Annotated in this window: 16 protein-coding genes and 2 tRNA genes; 4 read left to right on the forward strand and 14 right to left on the reverse strand. The window is 72.6% G+C overall.

Annotated features, from left to right (window positions below; all coding sequences use genetic code 11):
* Nucleotides 1-3: 3 nt before the first annotated feature.
* The 10 genes from BA175_RS13580 to BA175_RS13625 all read right to left on the reverse strand — a co-directional run bounded on the left by BA175_RS13580 (nt 4) and on the right by BA175_RS13625 (nt 10428).
* Entirely contained in the window at nt 4-2157 is a 2154-nt protein-coding gene (locus BA175_RS13580; RefSeq protein ID WP_069171530.1) for an ArnT family glycosyltransferase, read from the reverse strand.
* Entirely contained in the window at nt 2154-3458 is a 1305-nt protein-coding gene (locus tag BA175_RS13585) for a bifunctional glycosyltransferase family 2/GtrA family protein (protein ID WP_069171531.1), read from the reverse strand. Before BA175_RS13585 ends, BA175_RS13580 begins: the two co-directional genes overlap by 4 nt.
* A 26-nt stretch (nt 3459-3484) precedes the next feature.
* Nucleotides 3485-5143: a sensor histidine kinase gene (locus tag BA175_RS13590; RefSeq protein ID WP_254667862.1), complete on the reverse strand. Its 1659-nt coding sequence runs from the start codon at nt 5141-5143 to the stop codon at nt 3485-3487.
* Entirely contained in the window at nt 5136-5876 is a 741-nt protein-coding gene (locus tag BA175_RS13595) for a response regulator transcription factor (protein WP_069171533.1), read from the reverse strand. Before BA175_RS13595 ends, BA175_RS13590 begins: the two co-directional genes overlap by 8 nt.
* 65 nt (nt 5877-5941) lie before the next feature.
* On the reverse strand, nt 5942-6772 hold the full coding sequence (locus BA175_RS13600) for an amidohydrolase family protein (RefSeq protein ID WP_069172102.1): 831 nt from the start codon (nt 6770-6772) through the stop codon (nt 5942-5944).
* A gap of 287 nt (nt 6773-7059) precedes the next feature.
* The gene (locus BA175_RS13605; protein WP_069171534.1) at nt 7060-7974 is read right to left on the reverse strand and encodes a DUF2797 domain-containing protein; all 915 of its coding nucleotides are present in this window, start codon (nt 7972-7974) and stop codon (nt 7060-7062) included.
* Nucleotides 7975-8014: 40 nt separating this feature from the next.
* Nucleotides 8015-8377: a hypothetical protein gene (locus BA175_RS31145; protein WP_069171535.1), complete on the reverse strand. Its 363-nt coding sequence runs from the start codon at nt 8375-8377 to the stop codon at nt 8015-8017.
* A gap of 286 nt (nt 8378-8663) precedes the next feature.
* Nucleotides 8664-9602 carry a DPP IV N-terminal domain-containing protein gene (locus BA175_RS13615; RefSeq protein ID WP_069171536.1) on the reverse strand — a complete coding sequence of 313 codons (939 nt, stop codon included), beginning with the start codon at nt 9600-9602 and terminating at the stop codon, nt 8664-8666.
* Nucleotides 9603-10000: 398 nt separating this feature from the next.
* Nucleotides 10001-10073, reverse strand: a tRNA-Arg gene (locus BA175_RS13620).
* 264 nt (nt 10074-10337) lie between these two features.
* Nucleotides 10338-10428, reverse strand: a tRNA-Ser gene (locus BA175_RS13625).
* A 659-nt stretch (nt 10429-11087) separates the two neighbouring features.
* Between BA175_RS13625 and BA175_RS13630 the strand changes: the two genes are divergently transcribed.
* Nucleotides 11088-11561 carry an SSI family serine proteinase inhibitor gene (locus BA175_RS13630; RefSeq protein ID WP_069171537.1) on the forward strand — a complete coding sequence of 158 codons (474 nt, stop codon included), beginning with the start codon at nt 11088-11090 and terminating at the stop codon, nt 11559-11561.
* Nucleotides 11562-11819: 258 nt separating this feature from the next.
* Complete coding sequence (locus BA175_RS13635) at nt 11820-16043, forward strand: PAS domain-containing protein (protein ID WP_069171538.1); 4224 nt, start codon at nt 11820-11822, stop codon at nt 16041-16043.
* A 108-nt stretch (nt 16044-16151) separates the two neighbouring features.
* On the opposite strand, the gene BA175_RS13640 is transcribed toward BA175_RS13635, so the two are convergent.
* Together BA175_RS13640 and BA175_RS13645 are read right to left on the reverse strand one after the other, a co-directional pair.
* On the reverse strand, nt 16152-17798 hold the full coding sequence (locus tag BA175_RS13640; protein ID WP_069171539.1) for a long-chain fatty acid--CoA ligase: 1647 nt from the start codon (nt 17796-17798) through the stop codon (nt 16152-16154).
* 275 nt (nt 17799-18073) lie between these two features.
* Nucleotides 18074-18628, reverse strand: coding sequence for a SigE family RNA polymerase sigma factor (locus BA175_RS13645; RefSeq protein WP_069171540.1), 555 nt, complete (start codon nt 18626-18628; stop codon nt 18074-18076).
* Between the two features lie 243 nt (nt 18629-18871).
* Here BA175_RS13645 and BA175_RS13650 point away from each other — a divergent pair, with 243 nt between their 5' ends.
* Together BA175_RS13650 and BA175_RS13655 are read left to right on the forward strand one after the other, a co-directional pair.
* Complete coding sequence (locus BA175_RS13650; RefSeq protein WP_069171541.1) at nt 18872-19363, forward strand: hypothetical protein; 492 nt, start codon at nt 18872-18874, stop codon at nt 19361-19363.
* Between the two features lie 469 nt (nt 19364-19832).
* Nucleotides 19833-20312: a hypothetical protein gene (locus BA175_RS13655; RefSeq protein ID WP_069171542.1), complete on the forward strand. Its 480-nt coding sequence runs from the start codon at nt 19833-19835 to the stop codon at nt 20310-20312.
* Nucleotides 20313-20393: 81 nt separating this feature from the next.
* On the opposite strand, the gene BA175_RS13660 is transcribed toward BA175_RS13655, so the two are convergent.
* Both BA175_RS13660 and BA175_RS13665 read right to left on the reverse strand, forming a co-directional pair.
* The gene (locus tag BA175_RS13660) at nt 20394-21539 is read right to left on the reverse strand and encodes a tyrosine-type recombinase/integrase (RefSeq protein ID WP_069171543.1); all 1146 of its coding nucleotides are present in this window, start codon (nt 21537-21539) and stop codon (nt 20394-20396) included.
* Nucleotides 21539-21760: a helix-turn-helix domain-containing protein gene (locus tag BA175_RS13665; protein ID WP_069172103.1), complete on the reverse strand. Its 222-nt coding sequence runs from the start codon at nt 21758-21760 to the stop codon at nt 21539-21541. Before BA175_RS13665 ends, BA175_RS13660 begins: the two co-directional genes overlap by 1 nt.

Genomic DNA, 21760 nt, shown 5'->3' on the forward strand with positions numbered 1-21760 from the left:
CCCTCAGCCGGCGTCCTCCGGCCGGGTGAGGTCGTAGAAGGTCGCGCCACCCGCCGTGACCTCGGTGAAGTTCTCCTCCACCCATGCCGAGATCTGGGACGACGTACCGGCGCCGCCCATGCCGCCGCCCCTCCCGCCGCCCGTTCCGCTCGAGATCAGGTAGTGGATCCTGCCGTCCGCCACGTACTCCTCGAACTGCGCGAGCGTCGGTGACGGGTCGCTGCCGTTGAAGCCGCCGACGGCCATCACCGGCTTCCCCGTGGCCAGTTGGTAACTCGCGGCGTTCTGCGAGCCGATGGCCGCGGCGACCCAGGTGTAGGCGTCGGCGTCCTGCGTCAGGAGCGCCTCGGCCTCCGCGGCGACGGACGCGCCGTTGAGCAGACCTCCCATGCCGCCCCCGCCCATGCCGCCCTCGCCCGTGGCGCCTGCGGGCATACCGCCGCCCGGCGCGTTCCCGGGAGCCTGGCCCCGGCCCTGTTGTCCGCCACCGAGGAGACCGCCGCCGACCCCGGTGCCGCCCGGTGCCCGGCCGCCCTGTCCTGGAGGCCGTGTCCCGGCACCGGGACCGCCGCCGGGAAAGCCGCCGTCGCCCCTTCCGGGACCGCCTCCCCGGCCGCCGCCCGGCCCGCCCGTGCTCGCCCCCGGGGGGCCGGCGGTGACGATGGAGCCCTGGTGCCCGGTGTTCAGCGTGCTGACCGTGTACGCGGCCGGCCCGGCCAGCGACGCCGCCAGGCCCAGCCCCACCACGCCCAGGCCCAGCGCCCGCCCCAGCCGTGCGGCGAACAACAGGCCCACCGTGCCCAGGAGGCCGCCGGCCAGGACGGCCCAGCGCAGCCAGGGGAGGTGGTCCGGCGTGCGCCCCAGCAGCACGTACGACCACGAGGCCGTCACCGCGACGGTCGCGGCGAGCGCGGTGCCCGCCCACCACCGGGCCCGCTCCTCCCACAGCACCGTGGCACCCATGCCGGTCAGCGCCGCGATCGAGGGCGCCAGGGCCACCGTGTAGTACTGGTGAAAGATGCCGGCCATGAAGCTGAAGACCAGCGCTGTCATCAGCAGCGAACCGCCCCAGGCCAGGAACGCCGCGCGGGCCGTGTCGTCCCGCCCGGACCGCCAGGTCAGCCAGACGCCCGCGGCCAGCAGGAGCAGCGCGGCCGGCAGGAGCCAGGAGATCTGGCCGCCGATCTCCGTGCCGAACATCCGACCGATCCCGGTCTCGCCCCAGCCACCTCCCCGACCGCCGCCACCGACGCTCCCGGTCTCGTCACCGCTGAGGCGGCCGAGCCCGTTGTAACCGAAGGTGAGCTCGAGGAAGGAGTTGTTCTGCGAACCCCCGATGTAGGGGCGCGAGGAGGCGGGCCACAGTTCGACGACCGCCACCCACCAGCCGCCGGAGACGACCGTCGCCAGGGCGGACAGGCCGAGCTGGCCGAACCTCTTGCGTACGGGCACCGGCGCGCACACCGCGTACAGCACGGCCAGCGGCGGCAGGATCAGGAACGCCTGCAGGGTCTTCGTCAGGAAGGCGGCACCGACAGCTGCCCCCGCCAGTACGAGCCACTTCGTGCGGCCGCCCTCCAGCGCGCGGAGCACGCAGTGGACGGTGACGGTCATCAGGAGCGCGAGCAGGGCGTCCGGATTGTTGAAGCGGAACATCAGGGCGGCGACGGGCGTCAGCGCGAACACGGCCATCGTGATCAGTCCCGCGGCGGCGCTGAAGCGGCGGCGCACGGCGGCGTACAGCACGCCGGCCGTGGCGACGCCCATCACCACCTGGGGGGCGAGGATCGCCCAGGAGTTCAGCCCGAAGACCCGTACCGACAGGGCCATCGGCCAGAGGGCCGCCGGAGGCTTGTCGACGGTGATGGCGTTCGCCGCGTCCAGCGAGCCGAAGAAGAACGCCTTCCAGCTCTGACTCCCGGCCTGTACGGCCGCCGAGTAGAAGGAGTTGGCGTAGCCGGAGGCGCTGAGGTTCCACAGGTACGCGAGCGCGATGACCAGCAGCATGCCGAGGAACGCGGGCCGCGCCCAGCGCGGGTCTTCGGGCCGTCCCCGCCGGATGCGGCGTGCGAGCGACTCGGCCCGCACCCCGGCGTGCGCGGGCGGCCGGGGGGTGGGCGACGGCGCCGGGAGCGGGTCGGGGTGGACGGCGGTCATCGGACGTTCCTCACTTCGTGTGCGGACCCCGTGCCGGCGTCCCGGTGGTCCGCGTGCGGGCCGGGGAAGACCCAGGCGCGGAAGAGCAGAAACCGCAGCACCGTCGCCGCGAGGTTGGCCGCGACCAGCACGGCGACCTCCGTACCGTGCGAGGAGGAGCCGGTGACCGTGCCGAGCGCGGCCAGCGAGCCGCTGGTGAGGGCGAGCCCGATGGCGAACACGACGAGCCCCTGGGCCTGGTGGCGCACGGCCCCACCCCGGCCCCGTACGCCGAAGGTGAGCCTCCGGTTGGCCGCCGTGTTGGCGACGGCGGAGACCAGGAGGGCCGCCGCGTTGGCGACCTGCGGGCCGGCCCCCAGCCGGAAGAGGGAGTACAGGGCGAGGTAGACGAGTGTGGAGAGCGCGCCGACGACGCAGAACCCGACCAGTTGCCGGGCGAGGCCCCCTGGCACGCCGGGCACGGCCCGGTCGCGCGGGTCGTCCCCGAAGGGCCGGGCCAGCCGGTCCAGCGGCAGGGCACCGGTGGCCAGGGCCCTGCCCACGCGCCAGACACCCTTGAGGTCCTCGGTGGCGGTCCTCACGAGGTGCACCGAGGAATCGGGGTCGTCGACCCAGTCGACCGGCACCTCGTGGATCCGCAGCCCGGCCCGCTCCGCGAGCACCAGCATCTCGGTGTCGAAGAACCACCCGGTGTCCTCGACCATGGGCAGCAGCCGCTGGGCGACCTCGCGCCGTATCGCCTTGAACCCGCACTGGGCGTCGGTGAACCGGGCGGCCAGCGACGAACGCAGGATCAGGTTGTAGGAGCGTGAGACGAACTCCCGCTTCGAACCCCGCACCACCCGCGAACTGCGGGCCAGACGCGATCCGATGGCCAGGTCCGAGTGGCCGGAGATCAGCGGGGCGACCAGGGGCAGCAGCGCGTTGAGGTCGGTGGAGAGGTCGACGTCCATGTAGGCGAGGACCGGGGAGTCGGAGTGCGTCCAGACGGTACGCAGGGCCCGCCCCCGGCCCTTCTCCTCCAGCCGGTACGACCGCACCTCCGGGATCAGCGCCGCCAGCCGGGCCGCCACCTCAGGGGTGCGGTCGGTGCTCGCGTTGTCCGCGACGGTGATCCGGAAGCGGTAGGGGAAGGTGCGCGCCAGGTGGTCGTGCAGGCGCAGCACACACGGTTCGAGGTCCTCCTCCTCGTCGAAGACGGGGACCACCACGTCGAGTACGGGGGCGCCGGCCGCGTCGACCGCTGCGGCCAGGAGGTGTTCCCGGGCAGGCAGGGAGCTCCATGGGGTGTCGGTTCGCATGGGAGCGACACTCGCCGACCGGGCTGTCACGCCCGTGTGCTGAGCCTGTGTCCCGGCTGTGCATGCCCTCCCGCGGCCGGACCTCGGTGCACTCCGTGTTCGGGGGGCGGGGGGTGTTCCGGGTCGACGGGCAGACGGATCGCGAACACCGTGTCCCCCGGCACCGACCGCACCTCGGCCAGCCCGCCGTGCGCGGCGACGACGGCCTGCACGATGGCGAGCCCCAGACCCGTCGACCCGGCGTGGCGGGAGCGAGAGGCGTCTCCGCGCGCGAAGCGCTCGAAGACGTGCGGCCGCAGCTCGTCGGGGATTCCGGGCCCGTCGTCCTGGACTTCCAGGGTCACCCAGGGCAGCTCCCGGCGCGCCTGGCGTACCCGTACCGTGACCGTCGTCCCCGGCGGGGTGTGCGTACGGGCGTTCGCCAGCAGATTGACCAATACCTGATGGATCCGCGTCGGGTCGGCCCGTACGGTCGTGGGCGCCTCGGGCAGTTCCAGCCGCCAGTGACGGGTGTGCCCGTCCCCGTCGAGCCCGTCGAGTCCGCCCTGCGCGTCCGGCCCGCCTGCCCGATCGGCGACCCGTGCGTCGCTCACGGCGTCGATGACGAGCGTGGAGAGATCGGTGCTCTCGTACGAGAGCGGACGTCCGGTGTCGAGCCGGGCCAGCAGCAGCAGGTCCTCGACCATGCCCGTCATCCGTACCGCCTCGGACTCGATGCGGCCGAGGGCGTGGCGGGTGTCGGGCCCCGCCTCCTCCCGCCCGCGCCGGGTGAGTTCGGCGTAACCGCGGATCGAGGCGAGTGGGGTCCGCAGCTCGTGGCCGGCGTCCGCGACGAACTGCCGCACCCGCGTCTCGCTCTTCTGCCGGACGTCCAGGGCCGAACCCACGTGGCCCAGCATCCGGTTGAGGGCGGCGCCGACCTGGCCGACCTCGGTACGCGGATCGGCCTCGGCGTCGGGGACCCGTTCGAACAGGGCCACCTCGCCGCTGTGCAGGGGGATTTCGGAGACCCGTCGTGCCGTGGCGGCCACCCGGCGCAGCGGGCGCAGGGCGACACCGACCATGGCCGCTCCCGCGATCCCGGCGGCGACCAGCCCCGCGCCGGTGACACAGACCTCGACGACGATCAGCGCGGTGAGCGCGCCGCTCACCTCGGCGGTCGGGATACCGACGAGCAGGGTCGTGCCGCCGCTCGACCGGACGGCCTGCACGCGGTAGCCGCCGAGCCCGGGGAGGTCGACGTCGTGCGCCTCGCCGTCCGCCGGGACACCGGCCGCCTCCAGGGCGCCGGCCTGCTCGCCGGTCAGCGGCTCCGAGACCGGCTGCGTGAACTTCCCCCTGTCCTTCACGACCTTCGACCCGGTGACGGCCCCGTCCACGGACACGGCTCCGAACGTCTTGAAGGGCTGGCCGCCCATGCCGACGAACCCGAGCGGGCCCACGCTGTCCGGCCCGCCCGGGGGAACCGCACGGCCGGGCGGCCCACCGGACGCGGCCCGCACCGTGATGTCACGCAGCTGACCGTCCAGCTTGCCGTACATATAACTCTGGAAGGCGATGGCGGTGACCGAGCCGATCACGGCCGCGACCACGGCGATGAGGGTCACCGCGTACACGACGAGCCGGGTCCGCAGCGTCCACGGCCGCCGGACGCCCGTCCGCCTCCCGGCCACCGTCTCACTCACCGGGCTTGATCAGGTATCCCGCCCCGCGCCGGGTGTGGATCATCGGGCTCCGCCCCGCGTCGATCTTCTTGCGGAGGTAGGAGATGTACAGCTCGACGACGTTGGCCTGGCCGCCGAAGTCGTAGTGCCACACCCGGTCCAGGATCTGGGCCTTGCTGAGCACCCGGCGCGGGTTGCGCATCAGGAAGCGCAGCAGTTCGAACTCGGTCGCCGTGAGATGGATCGGGACGTCACCGCGACTCACCTCGTGGCTGTCCTCGTCCAGCACCAGGTCACCGACGACGAGCGTCGAATCGCCGCGGGCCGCCGCGGCCGTGCCGGAACGGCGGATCAGTCCGCGCAGCCGGGCCACGACCTCCTCCAGGCTGAACGGCTTGGTGACGTAGTCGTCGCCGCCCGCCGTGAGCCCCGCGATCCGGTCCTCCACCGAGTCCCGCGCGGTCAGGAACAGCACCGGGACGTCGGAGAGCTCGCGCCGCAGCCGCCCCAGCACGGCGAGCCCGTCCATGTCGGGGAGCATCACGTCCAGGACCACCGCGTCGGGCCGGAAGTCACGCGCCGTACGGACGGCACCCGCACCGTCGACGGCGCTGCGCACCTGCCACCCCTCGTACCTCAGGGCCATGGAGAGCAGCTCGGCCAGCGGAGGTTCGTCGTCCACGACCAGTACGCGTACGGGATCGCGGTCCGGCCTGAGCAGTTCGGTACGCCCCTGGGGCGAGGTCGTCGTCATGCCACCAGCCTTCGGGGCGGCCGTGAGAAGGACCTTTCCCCCACCTGTGAATTCCCTGAGAATCCTCAGTCCAGGCCGAACAGCGCACGCGCGTTCCCGTGGCAGACGGCTCGCAGCCACGGATCGCCCAGCTCCAGACGTTCCAGGGCGTGCACCTGGTGGGCGTACGGGTACGGGATGTTCGGGAAGTCCGTACCGAGCAGGATCCGGTCCCCCAGCTCCGCGAGCCGCCCCCGCTCCCCGACGGGGAACGGGGTGAACTCCTCCGTGAAGTCCGTGAAGGCCATGGTGGTGTCGAGCCGCACCTCGGGGTACGCCGCCGCCAGGTCCAGGAACTCCGTGTACTCCGGCATCCCCATGTGCGCCACCACCAGCCGCAGCCGCGGGTGGCGGGACAGCAGCCGGCCGATCGGCCCGGGCCCGGTGTACGCACCCGGCGCAGGCCCCGACCCGCAGTGTGTCACCACCGGGACACCGGCCTCCGCCAGCAGCCCCCAGACGGGGTCCAGCAGGGGATCGTTCGCGTCGTACGCGCCGACCTGGAGGTGCGACTTGAAGACCCGCGCTCCCGCCTCGACCGCCTCGCGCACATAACGGTCCACCCCCTCCTCCGGGAAGAAGGTCGCCGTGTGCAGACAGTCCGGCACCCGCGCGGCGAAGTCGGCCGCCCAGCCGTTCAGCCAGGCCGCCATCCCGGCCTTGTGCGGGTAGAGCATGGAGGTGAAGCGCAGCACGCCGAACGAACGCAGGAGCGCGAGCCGTTCGTCCTCGGCGTGCCGGTAGGTGATCGGCCACTCCATACCCGTCAGCGGGCCGGCAGCGTCGAAGTAGGCCCACACCTTGCGGAGCACCTGTTCCGGCATGAAGTGCGTGTGGACGTCGATGATCCCGGGCAGCCCGAGCCGCTCGCAGAAGCGCCGTACGTCCTCCCGGTCCCGGTCCCGGTCGTGGGCGGGCTCGCTGTCCCGGTCGCCGCCCCGGCCGGGGGCGGGTTCGCTGCCGCGGCCGGTGGCGGGTTCGCTGCCGCGGTCGCGGTCGTCGTCACCCAAGCCCATTCGCCCCAGCCCCTGCCCGTTCCGCTGTTCCGCCGTCTCCGGTGCTTCCGGTGCTTCCGGTGCTTCCGGTGCTTCCGGTGCTTCCGGTGCTTCCGGTGCTTCCGGTGACCCTGTCAGAACAGTCCGTGTCAGAACAGCCCGTCCTGCACACCACCGGCCCCGACGCCGGCGACCGGCACGGTCACACCCGCCCGTGCATCGGCGCCCACCAGATCCCAGCCGGTGATCAACCGGGTGTCCACGACGACGACCCCGTCCGCCCGGGTCTCCAGATACAGATCGGGCCCGGCTGCCGCCAGCAGCCGCCCGGCCACCACCCCGCCGTCCGCCAGCCCGGTCACCACACGTACCCCTGGTCCGGCCTCCGCCGGCACGAGTCCTGCCGACCCGGCACCCTCCAGCCCGAAGAGCCGGCCGTGGTCCACCGCATCGAACGGCAGCCGTTCCAGTGCCTCGGGCCACCCAGCACCCTCCAGCGCCACGGCCCGCCCGTACAACGCCGCCATCTCGGCGGCCCGTTCCGCCGGCCCGGGCAGCGCACCCCGCACCGCACGCTTCCGTGCGTACGGGATCCGGTCGGGCACGCCGAGCGCCGTACGCAGCAGTTCCTCCGTACGCCGCGCGGCCATCAGCGGCCCCCGGCCCAGCCAGCTGAACAGCACGGCGCCCTGTTCCCGCAGCCGAGCCGCGTCCCGGGCCTCACCGGTGATCCCGACCTTGACCATCCCCGGCCCGAACCACGCGAGGTAGACGCGGTACGGACGAGGGTCGTCGGCCCTCGTGTCCGCGGCCACCGAGTGGGCCCGGTCCAAGCGCCCGCACTCCGCGCACCGCGCCCCGGTGCTCCGCACCGGCACCACGGCCCCGACCGGGCACACGTTGCCGCGCGCGCCCACACAGTGCCGCTCCCCTTCGGCCCGGAACCCGAGCTCCTTCCCGTACGCCAGGGCGCTCACCCGCCCGGGCCCCGCCCGGCCGGACCGCCGCCACGTCAGCACGGGCCCGTCGTCGGGCCAGCTCAGCCCGGCGCACCGCCATCCCATACGCCCACTCCTGGCTCGTCGTCGTTTCGGCACCACAGCATCACAGCACCGCGAGGACGACGTGCGAGATCCGGGCCCCGTGCCGCGTGGGCCGAGGACCCGTGACGCCGACCCCGGAGACGGTTCCGCCGCTGGTGAACCTCGACCCGCCGGCGCAGGCGTCACCGCGCAGCCTTCGCACACGGCTGATCACCGCTCGGTCGACGTAGGAGGAATCCGGCTCGCCCACGAGGTGTCGGGGCCGCCGGACAGTCCGCCGCTCGTCCTGCTCCAGGCGCTGGGCGAGAGCGGGGCAGCGCCCAAGGTGTTCACCGACGTGGTCGCCGCGTTCCTGCCGGCGGGCAAGAACGCCCGTCACGCCCGCCGCCGTGATCCGCGCGAGCAGCGCCCACAGCGCCGTCACAGCCGACCACCTGTCAACGCCGGAGGCCGGCAGGCTCTTTCCTGAGGGCCTCCGGCCTGCCGTACATCCGGCAAGGATTCGAGCCTGCGGCCTACTGGTCCGTAGGTTCGTCCGGAACGGTCGCCGGCGGTCACACCGGTCGCGCACCGGCCCGACGAGGACTCCGGCGGAAGGGGACGAGTGCCGGATTCCTGGTACGCCGCCGTTGTCCTGCACCACGACGTCGCCGCGCCCCCGCGCGGGCATCGGCCGCGGGCTCCGTTCGGGCCCGCGGCCGACGCTCCGGCTACTTGTCCAGCCAGTCGGTGGGCGTCACGGCCTGGTCGGTGAGGACCTGCAGGTTCCTTCCGGCGACTGCGTCCACGGCATAGGTGCGGGGGGTGTAGTCGAATTCGTCCGTGGCGAAGAAGGCGATCCGGGTGCCGTCGGGTGAGAAGACGGGGCCGCGGATGCTGCCGAGCGGGGTCGTCCAGTTGCTCTGCAGCTCGGTGACGGCCCCCGTTGCCACATCGACGACACTCAGGCCGTTCACGGTGACATAGACGATGCGCTGCCCGTCGGGTGACCAGTCGACGGGCGCGGACAGCGCGTTGCGGACGGTACTGATCTGCCGTGCCTGCCGGGTGCCGGTGTTCACGACCCAGACGTCCCTGCCGTACTCCCAACCGTCGGCGGTCTCGTACGCGGTCGTCCGCACGAAGGCGATGCTCCGGCCGTCAGGGGAGAAGGTGCCTGCGCCTCCGGCCGCCGTGAGCACCTCCTGCCCGGTTCCGTCGCTGTTGATCCACTCCATACCCCGCGGGCTGTCGTACACGACCCGCTTGCCGTCCGGGGACCAGTCGGGGTGCCCGACGTACGGAGCCTCGCCGGTCTCGGGCGCGATACCCCGCACCAGAACCTTCTGGCCGCTGCCGTCGGCCTCCGCGACCACCAGGTTCCGGGCGTACGTGCAGCCCTCGGTCCGGGGAATACAGGTGTCGTCGCGCTGGACGTAGGCGACGGTGGAGCCCTTCGGGGAGAGGACGCCGTCCTCGGCGTCCTGCGCGACGATCCCGACGCCGCCACTCACGGGGTCGAGCGAGACCAGAGCGGGAGAGCCGGAGGAGTAGTCGGTGGCGGTGATCCAACCGGCCGCCGATCCCTGCTCCGCCGCTGCTGTCCCCGCCACCGGCAGAGCAGAGGCGACGACGATCCCCACGGCCAGTACGGCGCGTCTGAAAAGCACTTGGGTCCTCCTGGGAAACCGGGAACCGGCGTCCCCGGCCCCAGTACAAGAGCGCAAACGGATCAAGAAACGTCACCCGGGGCACAGCCGATCCGCCGGGCGGTGCCGATGCCATCGACGGAATCGCTGTCCACTACCGCTGTCAGGCCCGCTGTCCAAGCTCCGGCCCTCGTACGGCCCCGCCCGTCACAGCACCGCCCCGGCCCCGGCCCTCAGCGGACGCGACGTCAGCGGACGTTCGCACCATGAGCCGCGGGCGGACCGAGTTCCCCGAGCCGGGCCATGGGTCCGGAGCCGTCCGGTCCCTGACCGGGCTGCTCCGAGCCCGTCGCTGCACCCTGCTGCTGTACACAACGGCGGAGGCCCTCAGGATTTCTCCTGAGGGCCTCCGCCTGCTGTGCACTCGGCAGGATTCGAACCTGCAACCTTCTGATCCGTAGTCAGATGCTCTATCCGTTAAGCTACGAGTGCCCGCCTGCGGTCTTCACCGCCGGTGTCGCCTCCCCGGTTTTTTCTTCCTGGTCGGCGTTGCGGGAACAACATTACATGACCTGCGCCGTCACGCGAAATCCATTCCCCATAGGGGCTCTGACCTGCGGAAACACCGCTCCGGGGTGGTTCTCGGCAGGGGCGCCCCGATACGGCCGGAGCCGGGCGCGTCGCCGACGGGACCGGAGACCGAGCCCGGGGAACGGCCGAAGCCCCGTGCCTGGGGCACGGGGCTTCGGGTTTCTGCGGAGGCGGAGGGATTTGAACCCTCGATGGGCTTTAAGACCCAAACCGCATTAGCAGTGCGGCGCCATAGACCGGACTAGGCGACGCCTCCAGCACACCCCGCGCGAGCGCGGGTGGTGCGTGCAGATGATGACACAGACGAGCGCGCTGTCACCAATCGCCGCCCACGGTACTAGGCAGGTGGGCGGCGAGGCAAAGCGCCCTGCGGCGGACGACGCGGGACGAGGGCGGCGGCCGGGGACGCAGGAACCACGGGTCCATGGCCTGCGCGGGGGACGGATGGCGGGTGCGTGGGCTGTACCGGAGAGCCGGACGACGGATGCGCGGGGAGATCGGGGCCGGGATGACGCGCGTGGGCCGACCCCGTAGGAGCCGGGAGGACGGGCCCACTGCGCCCGGCGGACGGCGCCGGGGACGACCGGGGACCAGAGGCCGACGGCGCCCGGCGTCCCGCGCCCCCTCCGACGGGAACCGTAGGGCAGCGCTCCGCACGCCCGCTTCGGGCGGCCGCTCCCGCACGCCCGCTTCGGACGGCCACTTCGGACGGCCACTTCGCATGGCCGCTTCGCACGGCGTTCCGGTCGGCCCCCCATGAGTTGCGCAACGTGTGGGCGTGCGGAGCGTTAGAGAGTGCGAGGGCTGCGCCCTCCGTCCGTCACCGCCTACCTGACCGGCGTGCGCGGAACCACCGCGCGCCTGCCGAGCAGCCCGGCGCGCGCCCGCGTGCGCCAGAACACAACAGGAGCCCGCATGCTGCGCCGTCTCACCGTCACCGCCGTCGCCTCCCTCGCCGTGCTGTCGGCCGCCGCGCCCGCCGCCACGGCCGCCTCCCCGCTCGTACCGCTGCCCCCGCTGCTGCCCGTGCTCCAGGGCGACTGGCTGGACGGGAAGGAAGCGCAGACCCGGCTCACGGTGACCGTCTCGGAGTCCGGCAACCCGGCGGCCGACGGCACCTTCGAGCTGAAGTGCGGTCCGGCGGGCGGGAGCCACCCCGCGGCGCAGCGGGCCTGCGACCTTCTCGACGAGGCCGCGGCCTCGGGCGAGAACCCCTTCGTACCGACGGACCGGAACGCCATGTGCACCCTCCAGGCCGGCGGGCCGGCGGCCGCCCGGGTCCAGGGGACATGGCAGGGCGAGGAGATCGACGCCCGCTTCAGCCGCTCCAACGGCTGCGAGATCTCCCGCTGGAACAACCTCGTGCCGGTCCTTCCCTCGGCGAGGTAACCCCCGGGCCAGGACGTGCGCCGGTGCGCCCACGGGGACCGGCCGGCGCATGTCCGTGCATGTCGTAGGGGGGCGCTCGCGGTCACGGCCCGACCGCCGGCGTGCACCGTGTGCACAGAACCTTGGTGAGAGCTCCCCCTCATCCGCCGCCCCATGTACCGTCCCAGCCTTTAGACTCGTCCCGTGACAGCCTGAGGCCCGAGGGGCAGGATGGGGCCCGCTGTCGGCAAGGTGCGGTAATCAGGGAGGAAGCGTCTCGTGAGCAGCAGGCCATCCAGAGGCGCTGCTCGCCTCGCAGCCATACTCGACGCCCTCCCGGACGGGCTCCTGCTCGTCAACTGCAACGGCACGGTCGTCAACGCCAACACCATCGCCCTCGAAATGTTCGAGACCCCGGGCACCGCCCTCGTGGGGCGCGGGCTGCTCGATCTGCTCCCGGAGTTCGACTCCAGGCTGATCCCGGGTTCGATGCGCAGGCCGGATGCTGCGGACGAGCAGGGCAGGACCAAGCCGACGCGGATGACCGCGCGCCGCACCGACGGCAGCGAGTACCCCGTCGAGGTCACCAGCGCCAGCCTGGACAGCGGCCAGGCCGGGTACAACGACATCCACTCCAGCTACACGGGCGACGAGCTCCTCATGCTCGTCGTGCGGGATCTCTCCGGCACCGTCGACACCGAGGCCGAGCTGGCCCGTTCGCAACGTCAGACCGAGATGATCCTGCGGGCCGCCTCGGAGGGCGTCGTCGGTACGGACATGGACGGCCGGGTCGTCCTGGTCAACCCCGCCGCCGCCCAGATCCTCGGTTTCCGCGCCAGCGACCTCGGCGGCAAGGAACTCCACACGCTGGTCCTGCACTCCCGGGCGGACGGCGAGCCGTTCCCCTACGACGGCTCTCCGCTCGCGGACACGCTCAAGTCCGGCCGGAAGCACAGGGTGCGCGGGCAGGTGCTCTGGTCCAAGAGCGGGGCACAGGTGCCGGTCGACCTGACGACCGCACCGGTACGCGACGGGGACCAGCTGGTCGGCGCCGTCATGACGTTCACCGACCGCAGGCCGTTCGAGGAGCTCGCCCAGCAGCACACCGACGAGGTCACCGGGCTGACCGAACGGCACGCCGCCGCGGTCGCCGAACTCACCGAGAGCCACCGGGCCGAGATCGACGAACTCACCGAACGGCACGCGGCCGAGCTGGCCGACCGGACCGAGCGGTACGCGTCCGAACTCGAGGAGCAGACCGAGCGCCTGGCCGACCTCGGCGAGCGTCACACCCAGTTGACCGCGGTGCTCGGGGAGTCCCTGCGTGGTCCGCTGGAGGAACTCCGCGGCGAACTGTCCGCACTCGCCGCGGACCCGGCCGGCCAGCTCTGGCCCGAGGCCAACCAGATCCTGCACCACCTGGCCGCCGGCTACGCCCGGATGACGACGCTCGTCGACAACGTCCTGGGCTACCAGCGGCTGGACAGCGGCGCGGAGGAGCTCGTCAAGCAGCGGGTGCTGCTCGACTCCGTGGTGACCGCCGGTATCGACGGGGCGGTCGAGCTGATCGGGCCCGGCCGCGCCCAGTTCGCGGTGCACGCGCCCCCGATCGAGGCGGAGGTGGACCCGGGCCGGCTGATCACGGCACTGGCCCACCTCGTCGCGGACGTGGCCGGTGTCGACTCGACCGGCAAGGCACGGCTGGTCCCGGGCGGCGGCTACGTCGACTCGACGGTCGTCGTGGCCGCGGCGCAGCGTGGGGACGTCGTACGGATCGAGGTGCGTGGGCCGTTCGCCGGGGGAGACCCGGTGCACGTGCCGATCGTGCGCGGGATCGTACGGGCGCACGGCGGCGTGCTCCAGACGCACGAGATGCCGGGGATGAGCGGCAGCGCGTACGTCCTGGAGGTGCCCCTCGGTGCGGGTGCCGGGACGGTCGTGCCCCCGCCGCCGGTGGCCGCAGAGGCTCCCGGCCCGGTGCCCGCAGAGGCCCCCGCCCCGGTGCCCGCAGAAGCTCCGGTCCCGGAGCCCGAGGCCGCTCCCGCGTCCCAGCCCCAGCCCGGTGGCCGGCGCAGGGCGCGCCGGTCGTCGACGGACGCGTTTCTGGAGAGTGCCGTCGAGGCGCCGCCGGCCGGGGACACCGAGGCGGCGGAGCCCACCGGGCGGCGCAGGGCCCGGCGTGCGGCGGCCCCCGGCGAACAGCAGGAGCAGGAGGACGTGGTCCTGCCGCAGCAGAGTGGGGGTTCCGGCCGCCGGCGCGGCCGTCCCAGCCCTGCCGAGACGGGTACGGAGGCCTCGGTGGCCGAACCCCGTCGAGCGCTGGCCCTGCCCGCGGCGGCCTCCGCGGCTCCCGCCCCGTCCGAGGGGTCCGTGGTGACGGCGGCGGAGGGCGCGCAGGGTGCCGGCGGGCGCCCGCAGCGCGGCCGGACCGTGCCGCCGCAGGGCGTGCCGCACGGTGCCCAGGGGCGTCCGGAGGGTGGGCACCAGCAGGCGCTCCCGGCCCTCGCCTCCTCCGAGACGTCGTCGCAGCAGGCTCACCAGCAGTCCGCGCAGCAGCCCGGGGGGCGGCGGGCCCGGCGGGCTCTCGCCGCGGCCCAGGAACGCTCCGCCGCCGCCCAGCCGACGGGGCCCCGTACCGCGTTCGCGCTGCCGCCCGCCGACGCCGACCGCGTACCGCCGGCCGCACCGGGTGCCTCCGCCGCCCCGGTCCCGCCCACCGCACCGGTCCCAGCACCCGCTACCGCCCCGTCACCCGCGGCCGTCCCGCCGGGAGCGCCGGGGCCCGCCGCACCGGTCCCGCCGGGAGCGCCGGGTCCGGCCGCACCGGTCCCGCCCGCCTCCACCGGGGTACCCGCGTACCCCGGGCCGGTGGGCCCCGGTGCTCCCGGTATGCCGGTCGCTCCGGACGGGTTCGGTGCGGCCGGTGCGCCGGTGGAGCGGCACGACGCCGCCCGTACCGCACCGGACGCGGACCACACCTCTCCGCAGGCCCACCCCGTACCGTCCGGCCGCCGCAGGGCGCGCCGGGTGGACGTACCGGAGCAGCAGCAGCCCCGGCCCGGCCACCCCGTCCCGGGGCAGCCGCTGCCGGCCGTTCCCCCGCAGCCCGACTGGGCGCAGCCGGGCGCCCCGGGTCGGGAGCCGGCCGCGCCGACGGCGGACGAGTCCGCTCCCGCCGCCGCACCTGGTCACGCCGATGACGAGTCCTGGGCCGGCCCCGGCAGCACCACACACACCTCGGGCACCATGAGCGTGCCGGGCGATGCCGTCCCGGATCCGTCCCCCGCAGCGGCGCATCATCCCGCCGACGCCGACGCGCAGGCCCTTCCCGTGCGGGACGCCCGGCGGCAGCCGCTGCCCGCGGAGACGCCGTCGCCGGCGGGCGCCTCGCCGGACTCGACCCAGGGACGGGCGTTCAGCGTGCGGACGCTGGGTCAGGGCGTGCCGTTCGCGCAGCACCTCGCTCATCAGCAGAACCAGACGTTCAGCGGTGCCGGACGCCGGCGCAAGCTCGCGGCCCCGCCCGAGACGGAACCCGCGGCCCAGCCCGGCCCGGCCCCCGTTCCGCCGCAGCCCCACGTGCCGGGTGCGCCCGGTGCCGCGCAGGGCAGCACGACGCAGGGCTCGGGGCAGTTGCTGTCCGCGCCCGCGGCGGAGGGGCGCGCCTACGCCATAGGGGCGCCCGACGAGGGCGCCGAGGGCCCGGAGCCACTGGACGGCCCCGGGGGCGCGGTGGAGGTGGCCAACCGCCCGCAGCCGCTGCCCGTCGACGACGAACTGCCCCCGGAGCCGCTGGACAACCCCCGGCGGCTGCTCGTCTGGCCCGCCCCGGACGCCTCCACCCAGCAGGCCCTCAGCGACCGCGGCTACCGTCCGGTGATCGTGCACTCCCGCGAGGAGGTCGACGCCCAGATCGCGGCCTTCCCCGCCGCGCTGTTCGTCGACCCCCTGACCGGGCCGATCACCCGTACGGCGCTCCAGTCGCTGCGCCAGGCCGCCGTGGCGGCGGAGGTGCCGGTGCTGGTGACGGCCGGCCTGGGGCAGGCGACCCGGGAGGCTGCGTACGGCGCCGACCCCGCGGTACTCCTCAAGGCGCTCGCGCCGCGCGACAGCGGCCAGCACCCGCCGCGGGTGCTGGTGATCGAGGAGCACGAGGAGATCGCGCTGGCGCTCACCGAGACGCTGGAGCGCCGCGGCATGCAGGTCGTCCGGGCGTCCGGCGACAGCGAGGCGGTCGACCTCGCCACCCGGATGCGGCCGAATCTGGTGGTGATGGACCTGATGCAGGTGCGCCGCCGGCGCGCCGGGATCATCGACTGGCTGCGGGCGAACGGGCACCTGAACCGCACGCCCCTGGTCGTCTACACCTCGGCCGCCATGGACGAGTCGGATCTGGCGCGGCTGGGTTCGGGGGAGACCGTGCTCTTCCTGGCCGAACGATCCACGAGTGACGAGGTGCAGTCCCGGATCGTGGACCTGCTGGCGAAGATAGGGACCAACTGAGCACCGCGCGCGGCACGCACACGTCGAGGGCGGTACGGGAGGATCCGTACCGCCCTCGAAGCGAACCGGGCCCGGGCGACCCTCGGGCCCTGGAAGCGTCCGGGCTCGTCAGAGCCGGGTGACGTCCAGCTCGCCCTCCGCGTACTGCCGGCGGATCACCTTCTTGTCGAACTTGCCGACACTCGTCTTCGGCACCGCCGGAATGATCGTCCACCGCTCCGGGAGCTGCCACTTGGCGACGGACCGGGCGAGGAACGTCTTCAGGGAGGCGTAGTCGGCCGTGGCGCCCTCCTTGAGGACGACGGTCGCCAGCGGGCGCTCGCCCCACTTGTCGTCGGGAACGGCGACGACGGCCGCCTCGGCCACATCCGGGTGCGCCATGATCGCGTTCTCCAGCTCCACGCTGGAGATCCACTCACCACCGGACTTGATGACGTCCTTCGCCCGGTCGGTGAGCGTGAGGAAACCCTCCGCGCTGATCACCCCGACGTCGCCTGTCTTCAGCCAGCCGTCCTCGCTGAACTTGTCCTCGGGCCGCAGAGGCTCGCCGTCCGCCCCGCCGTAGTACGCACCGGCGATCCAGGCCCCGCGCACCTCCAGCTCTCCTGCGGACTCGCCGTCCCACGGCAGGCGTTCGCCGCCGGGGCCGGTCAGGCGTGCCTCGACGCCGGCCGGGAAACGGCCCTGCGTGATGCGGTAGGGCCACTGCTCCTCGTCGGTCAGCCCGGCGGGCGGGTTGGCCATCGTGCCGAGCGGTGACGTCTCCGTCATGCCCCAGGCGTGGTGGAGCCGGACGCCCAGCTTGTCGTACGCCTCCATCAGGGAGGGCGGACAGGCCGCGCCGCCGATCGTGACGCTGGCCATGGACGTGAGGTCGCGCGGGCGGGCGGTGACCTCGGCCAGCAGCCCCTGCCAGATGGTGGGGACCGCGGCGGCGTGCGTCGGCTTCTCGCGCTCGATCATGTCGGCGAGCGGGCCCGGCTGGAGGAAACGGTCGGGCATGAGCATGTTGACGCCCGTCATGAACGTCGCGTGCGGCAGACCCCACGCGTTCACGTGGAACTGCGGGACGACCACGAGGGTCGTGTCCTTGTCCGTCAGCCCCATCGACTCCGCCATGTTGACCTGCATGGAGTGGAGGTAGACGGAGCGGTGGGAGTAGACCACGCCCTTGGGGTCGCCGGTGGTCCCGGAGGTGTAGCACATGGCGGCGGCCTGGCGTTCGTCCAGCTCGGGCCAGTCGTACGTGGTGGGGCGGCCGGCGAGCAGGTCCTCGTACTCGTGCACCCGCGGTGCGAGGCCGTCGAGCACCGACCGGTCACCCGGCCCGGAGACGACCACGTGCTCGACGGAGGGCAGGTGCGGGAGGAGTGCCGCGAGCAGCGGCAGCACGGAGCCGTTGACGAGAACAACCTTGTCGTCGGCGTGGTTGACGATCCAGATCAGCTGCTCGGCGGGGAGCCGGAGGTTGAGCGTGTGGAGCACGGCGCCCATGGACGGGATCGCGAGATAGGCCTCGACGTGCTCCGCGTTGTTCCACATGAGGGTCGCCACACGCTGATCGCCGTCGATGCCCAGCTCCTCGCGGAGGGCGTGCGCCAACTGCGTGGCACGCCTGCCGATCTCGGCGAAGCTGCGCCGCTGCGGCTCCGGATCGCCGGTCCAGGTCGTCACCTGCGACTTCCCGTGGATGGTCATCCCATGGTTCAGGATGCGGGTGACAGTCAGCGGTACGTCCTGCATGGTGCTCAGCACGGCGTCCTCCCGGTGGGCGCTACGTGGCAGTAGGGGTTCCGCTGATTCTGCTCACATACCGAGCGGTATGTCACTAGTCCCGGGAGTACCAATCCGACGTCGGCGGGCAGGCCGGCGGCCCGGGGGCACCGCGGCGCGACGGTGGCGGCGGGCAGGACGGGGGCCCATCGGTGGCCGTGACAGGCAGCGTGCGGCCGGACGTACGGACGCCACGCAGGCCGTCGTCCCACCGGGGGCACGCGGGACGTCGCCCAGGCGGCGCGCGGGTGGCCGGGTCAGCGCACCGGGGTGAGGTCCGGGTCCTCACGGAGCTTCCCGAGGGCCCGGGAGACGGCGCTCTTGACGGTACCGACGGACACCCCGAGCAGCTCGGCCGTCTGCGCCTCGCTGAGGTCCTCGTAGTACCGCAGGACGACCATGGCCCGCTGACGGTCGGGGAGCTTGAGGACGGCACGCCACATCGTGTCGTGCAGGGCCTGGTGCTCCGCCGGGTCGGGAGCGGGTGCGGCCTCCTTCTCGGGAAGCTCCTCACAGGCGAACTCGTCGACCTTGCGCTTGCGCCACTGCGAGGTGCGGGTGTTCACCAGAGCGCGGCGGACGTACCCGTCCAGGGCACCGTGGTCCTCGATCCGCTCCCAGGCGACGTAGGTCTTGGTGAGCGCGGTCTGCAGCAGGTCCTCGGCGTCGCTCGGGTTGGCGGTGAGCGAGCGGGCGGTGCGCAGGAGTACGGGGCCCCGCGCCCGTACGTAGGACGAGAACGACGGGTAGCGGCGGTTTCCGGCGGAGGCAGCGAGCGCCGTGGAGGCGCCGGTGCACACTGGCGTGGTCATAGCCCCACGCTAGGAGCGGGCGCCGTCGAGGGGATCGGCCCCAGGTCGCGAAGCCACGTCCGCCTCAGGTTGTAGAGGTAGGGCAGGCCCCACCTCCTGAAGGTGGAGGGGCCCGCCCGGACTCCTCGGGGCCGCCACCCGGGGGGCCCGGTGCCGCCGGCCCGGGCGTCACGACGCCCGAACCGCCGTCCGGCCCGGGCGCGGCGCAGGTAGCGTCACGGCCATGATGCCGCCATAGCCACCATGCTCACCGCAGTCGCCGGAGTCCTCGGCACGCTGTTCGCACCGCTGGTCGCCAGCCGGGTGACGGCGCGTCAACGCGCCGAGGCGGCCCTGGCCGACGGGAAGCGACGGAACTTCGAGGAACGACGCGCCGCGTACACCTCGATGAACCGGGCTTCCCGCCACTTCCACACGCTCCTCAAGGACGCCCTCCATCGCCTGCGGGACGGGGTCTACACCGACGAGGACAGGGTCCAGCTCGAAGTGGGCCGCCGGGACTACCGCGACCGGTACGCCGAAGCCCAGATGATCATCCCCACTACGGTGATCAACGCCTCGCGCGACCTCAACACCGTCCTCGCCGCCGTGGACTCCGCCGTCAAACGCATCGACCGCGGCAGGGCTGCGGGAACCGAGAACCCGGAACAGGTACTCCTGGCCCTGAAGGCGGCGGAGCCCAAACTCACCGCCATGCACCGCATCATGCGCGAGGACCTCGGCATCAGCGACTGACGGTGCCGGCCGTCGGGCTCCCGCCACCGGAACCGGCACGGGACCGGGAGCGCCCCTCGTCCACAGGGGCATTGCCGTCGCCCGTGTGGCACGGGTCCCGGAGGGTGTGCGAGGTGCCCCTGACGTGCCCGGTCAGCGGAGGGCCGACGGAAGATCCGTGGTTCCCGACGACTGCGCGAAAGAGGACGGCCCCCGACCGATTCGCCTGGTCAGGGGCCGTTCACCTGCGGTGGGTGTGGGATTTGAACCCACGGTCACATCGCTGCGACGACGGTTTTCAAGACCTTTCGGCGGGTGGAAGGCTACCGGTCTCCGCCGCAGGTCAGAGGGATATGAGCGTCCCAGTAGAGCCACAGTCATCGTTGTCGTGCCCGCTACGTGCCCCCAGGCGTGATCGTGCTCGTTGAGTTGGGGATCCACCTCTTCAATGCCCCGAACCGCAGCGTCCCGCGAAGGTACGTTGTCAATCATGGCCACCCAGATCTTCACCTTGGTCGGCGTCCTGATCGGCGCCTTGACGTCCTACTTCGCAACGACCACGGCTGAACGGGTGAAGTTTCGACGGGAGATGGCCACGCGTTGGGACGAGCGAAAGCTTGATACGTACATCGAGTACCTGTCGTGCATCAAGGAAATCCAGAGGGCTGCCATGGAAGCCGGGCGGGTCCGCGACCAGGGAGCCGACGCGTCCGACCCTTTGAACGAGATGGAGGCCAGCGAGAACAGAAGGTCGATCCTCTTCGAGACCTTCATCCTGCTGAGCAACGAGCAGGCTGCCACCGCTGCTCACACGGTCAACCAGCGGACGTGGGAGCTGCTGCGGATTGCCCGGATCCCCTCAAGTGGGATAGCCGAACTTCGCACGGTTCCGCTGGTGGAGGCCCTCAACGTGCTCCACGAGGCAGCGCGATCCGATCTGACGATATCGAGGAGCGTCCCCGTCCGGTGAAGTCTGCACGCGCCGGGACACGCCGCGACCCCCGACCACGTTCATGGTCAGGGGCCTGGACCCGGTGGGGGGGCTGCGCCTTCAGTCCGAAGTGGCTTCCACAGCACCGCCGTTCTCGGCGTCCGACCCGCTGAGCCAGAAGTCCGACGCCTTCGCCACCTGGTCGTCGCGACCGGCGACAGGCCGGGCGTAGTGCCGAGTGGTAACGCTCGCGTTCGAGTGCCCGAGCCGGTGCGCGGCGGTCATCACGCCATACCGGTCAGCGACCCACGTCCCGTGTGAGGCGCGGAGATCGTGCGGCGTGACGTCGGTGAGCCCGGCAGCCGCCACGGCGGGATCGAAGTACGCCTTGCGCCACTGGTTGTAGCGCAGAGGCTTGCCGCCGGGCGTGACGAAGAGGAGAGCGTCCTCCGCACCCGACAGCGTCTCCAGGTGCCGGCCGATCCGCGCCGCGAGTGACGGCCCGATCCGCAGGACCCGCTTCTGATGGGACTTGGGAGTGTCGAAGACCAGGGTGCCGTTCGCTTCGGCCAGGTTCTCATCTACGAGGACCAGGCCACCGGACACATCGATGTCCGCTCGCCGCAACGCGAACGCCTCCCCGACCCGCAGACCCGCGTAGGCGAGCAAGGAGATCAGCAGGTCATGCGGTTTCGTCGCGCTCCGCACAATCCATGAGGCTTCCAGCGGGGTGAGGATGTGCGGCTCGGTCTGCGGCATGCGGGGCAGCTTCACGCCCCTGCACGGGGTCTGCCCGATCATCTCGTTGTCGACGGCCGCCCGCATGATCTGCGAGAGCACCCGGTAGGCCTGCCTGATCCGCGAGGCGCTGAGACCACGGGTCTTCATCGCACCGACCCATTCGACGATGGTGATCGGCCGAAGGCTGGAAAGCTCACGATCACCGAGCGCCGGAACGATCAGCGAGTTGATCAGGGATCGGTACGAGGCCTGTGTCTTGTGCTTGAGCTGCGGGGAGACCGCGGTGAGCCATCGTGCCGACCAATCGCGGACGGTGGTCCGTCCCTCGGCGGGGTCGAGCCAGCGGCCCTCCTCCATCTCGATTCGCTTCCGTGCCAGCCAGCGATCGGCGTCCGTCGTTGTCGCGAATGTCTGATCAGCGGCACGCAGCACGCCATCAGGCCCCGGATACCGAGCCTGGAACCGGCCGGACGGCAGCTTACGGATCCGCCCGAAGGCGCGTCGGGACTTACGCTTGGCGGCCATCAGGCAGCCCTCCGGTACGAGTACGCCGAGGCGGGCCGCAGGACGATCGGCGCCACCGTGTGGGCACTGACGTACTCCTCCACGGCACTCTCGGGGATGCGGACGTGTCGGCCGACCTTGACGAACGTGATGCGGCGTTCCTCGATGAGCCGGCGAGGGAAGCGGAGACCGGTGCCGAGGCGTTCGGCGACCTGGTGCACGGTGAGCAGTCGGTCTGCCAC

The sequence above is a fragment of the Streptomyces griseus genome (genome assembly GCF_001715295.1).
GTDB classification, from domain to species: domain Bacteria; phylum Actinomycetota; class Actinomycetes; order Streptomycetales; family Streptomycetaceae; genus Streptomyces; species Streptomyces griseus_G.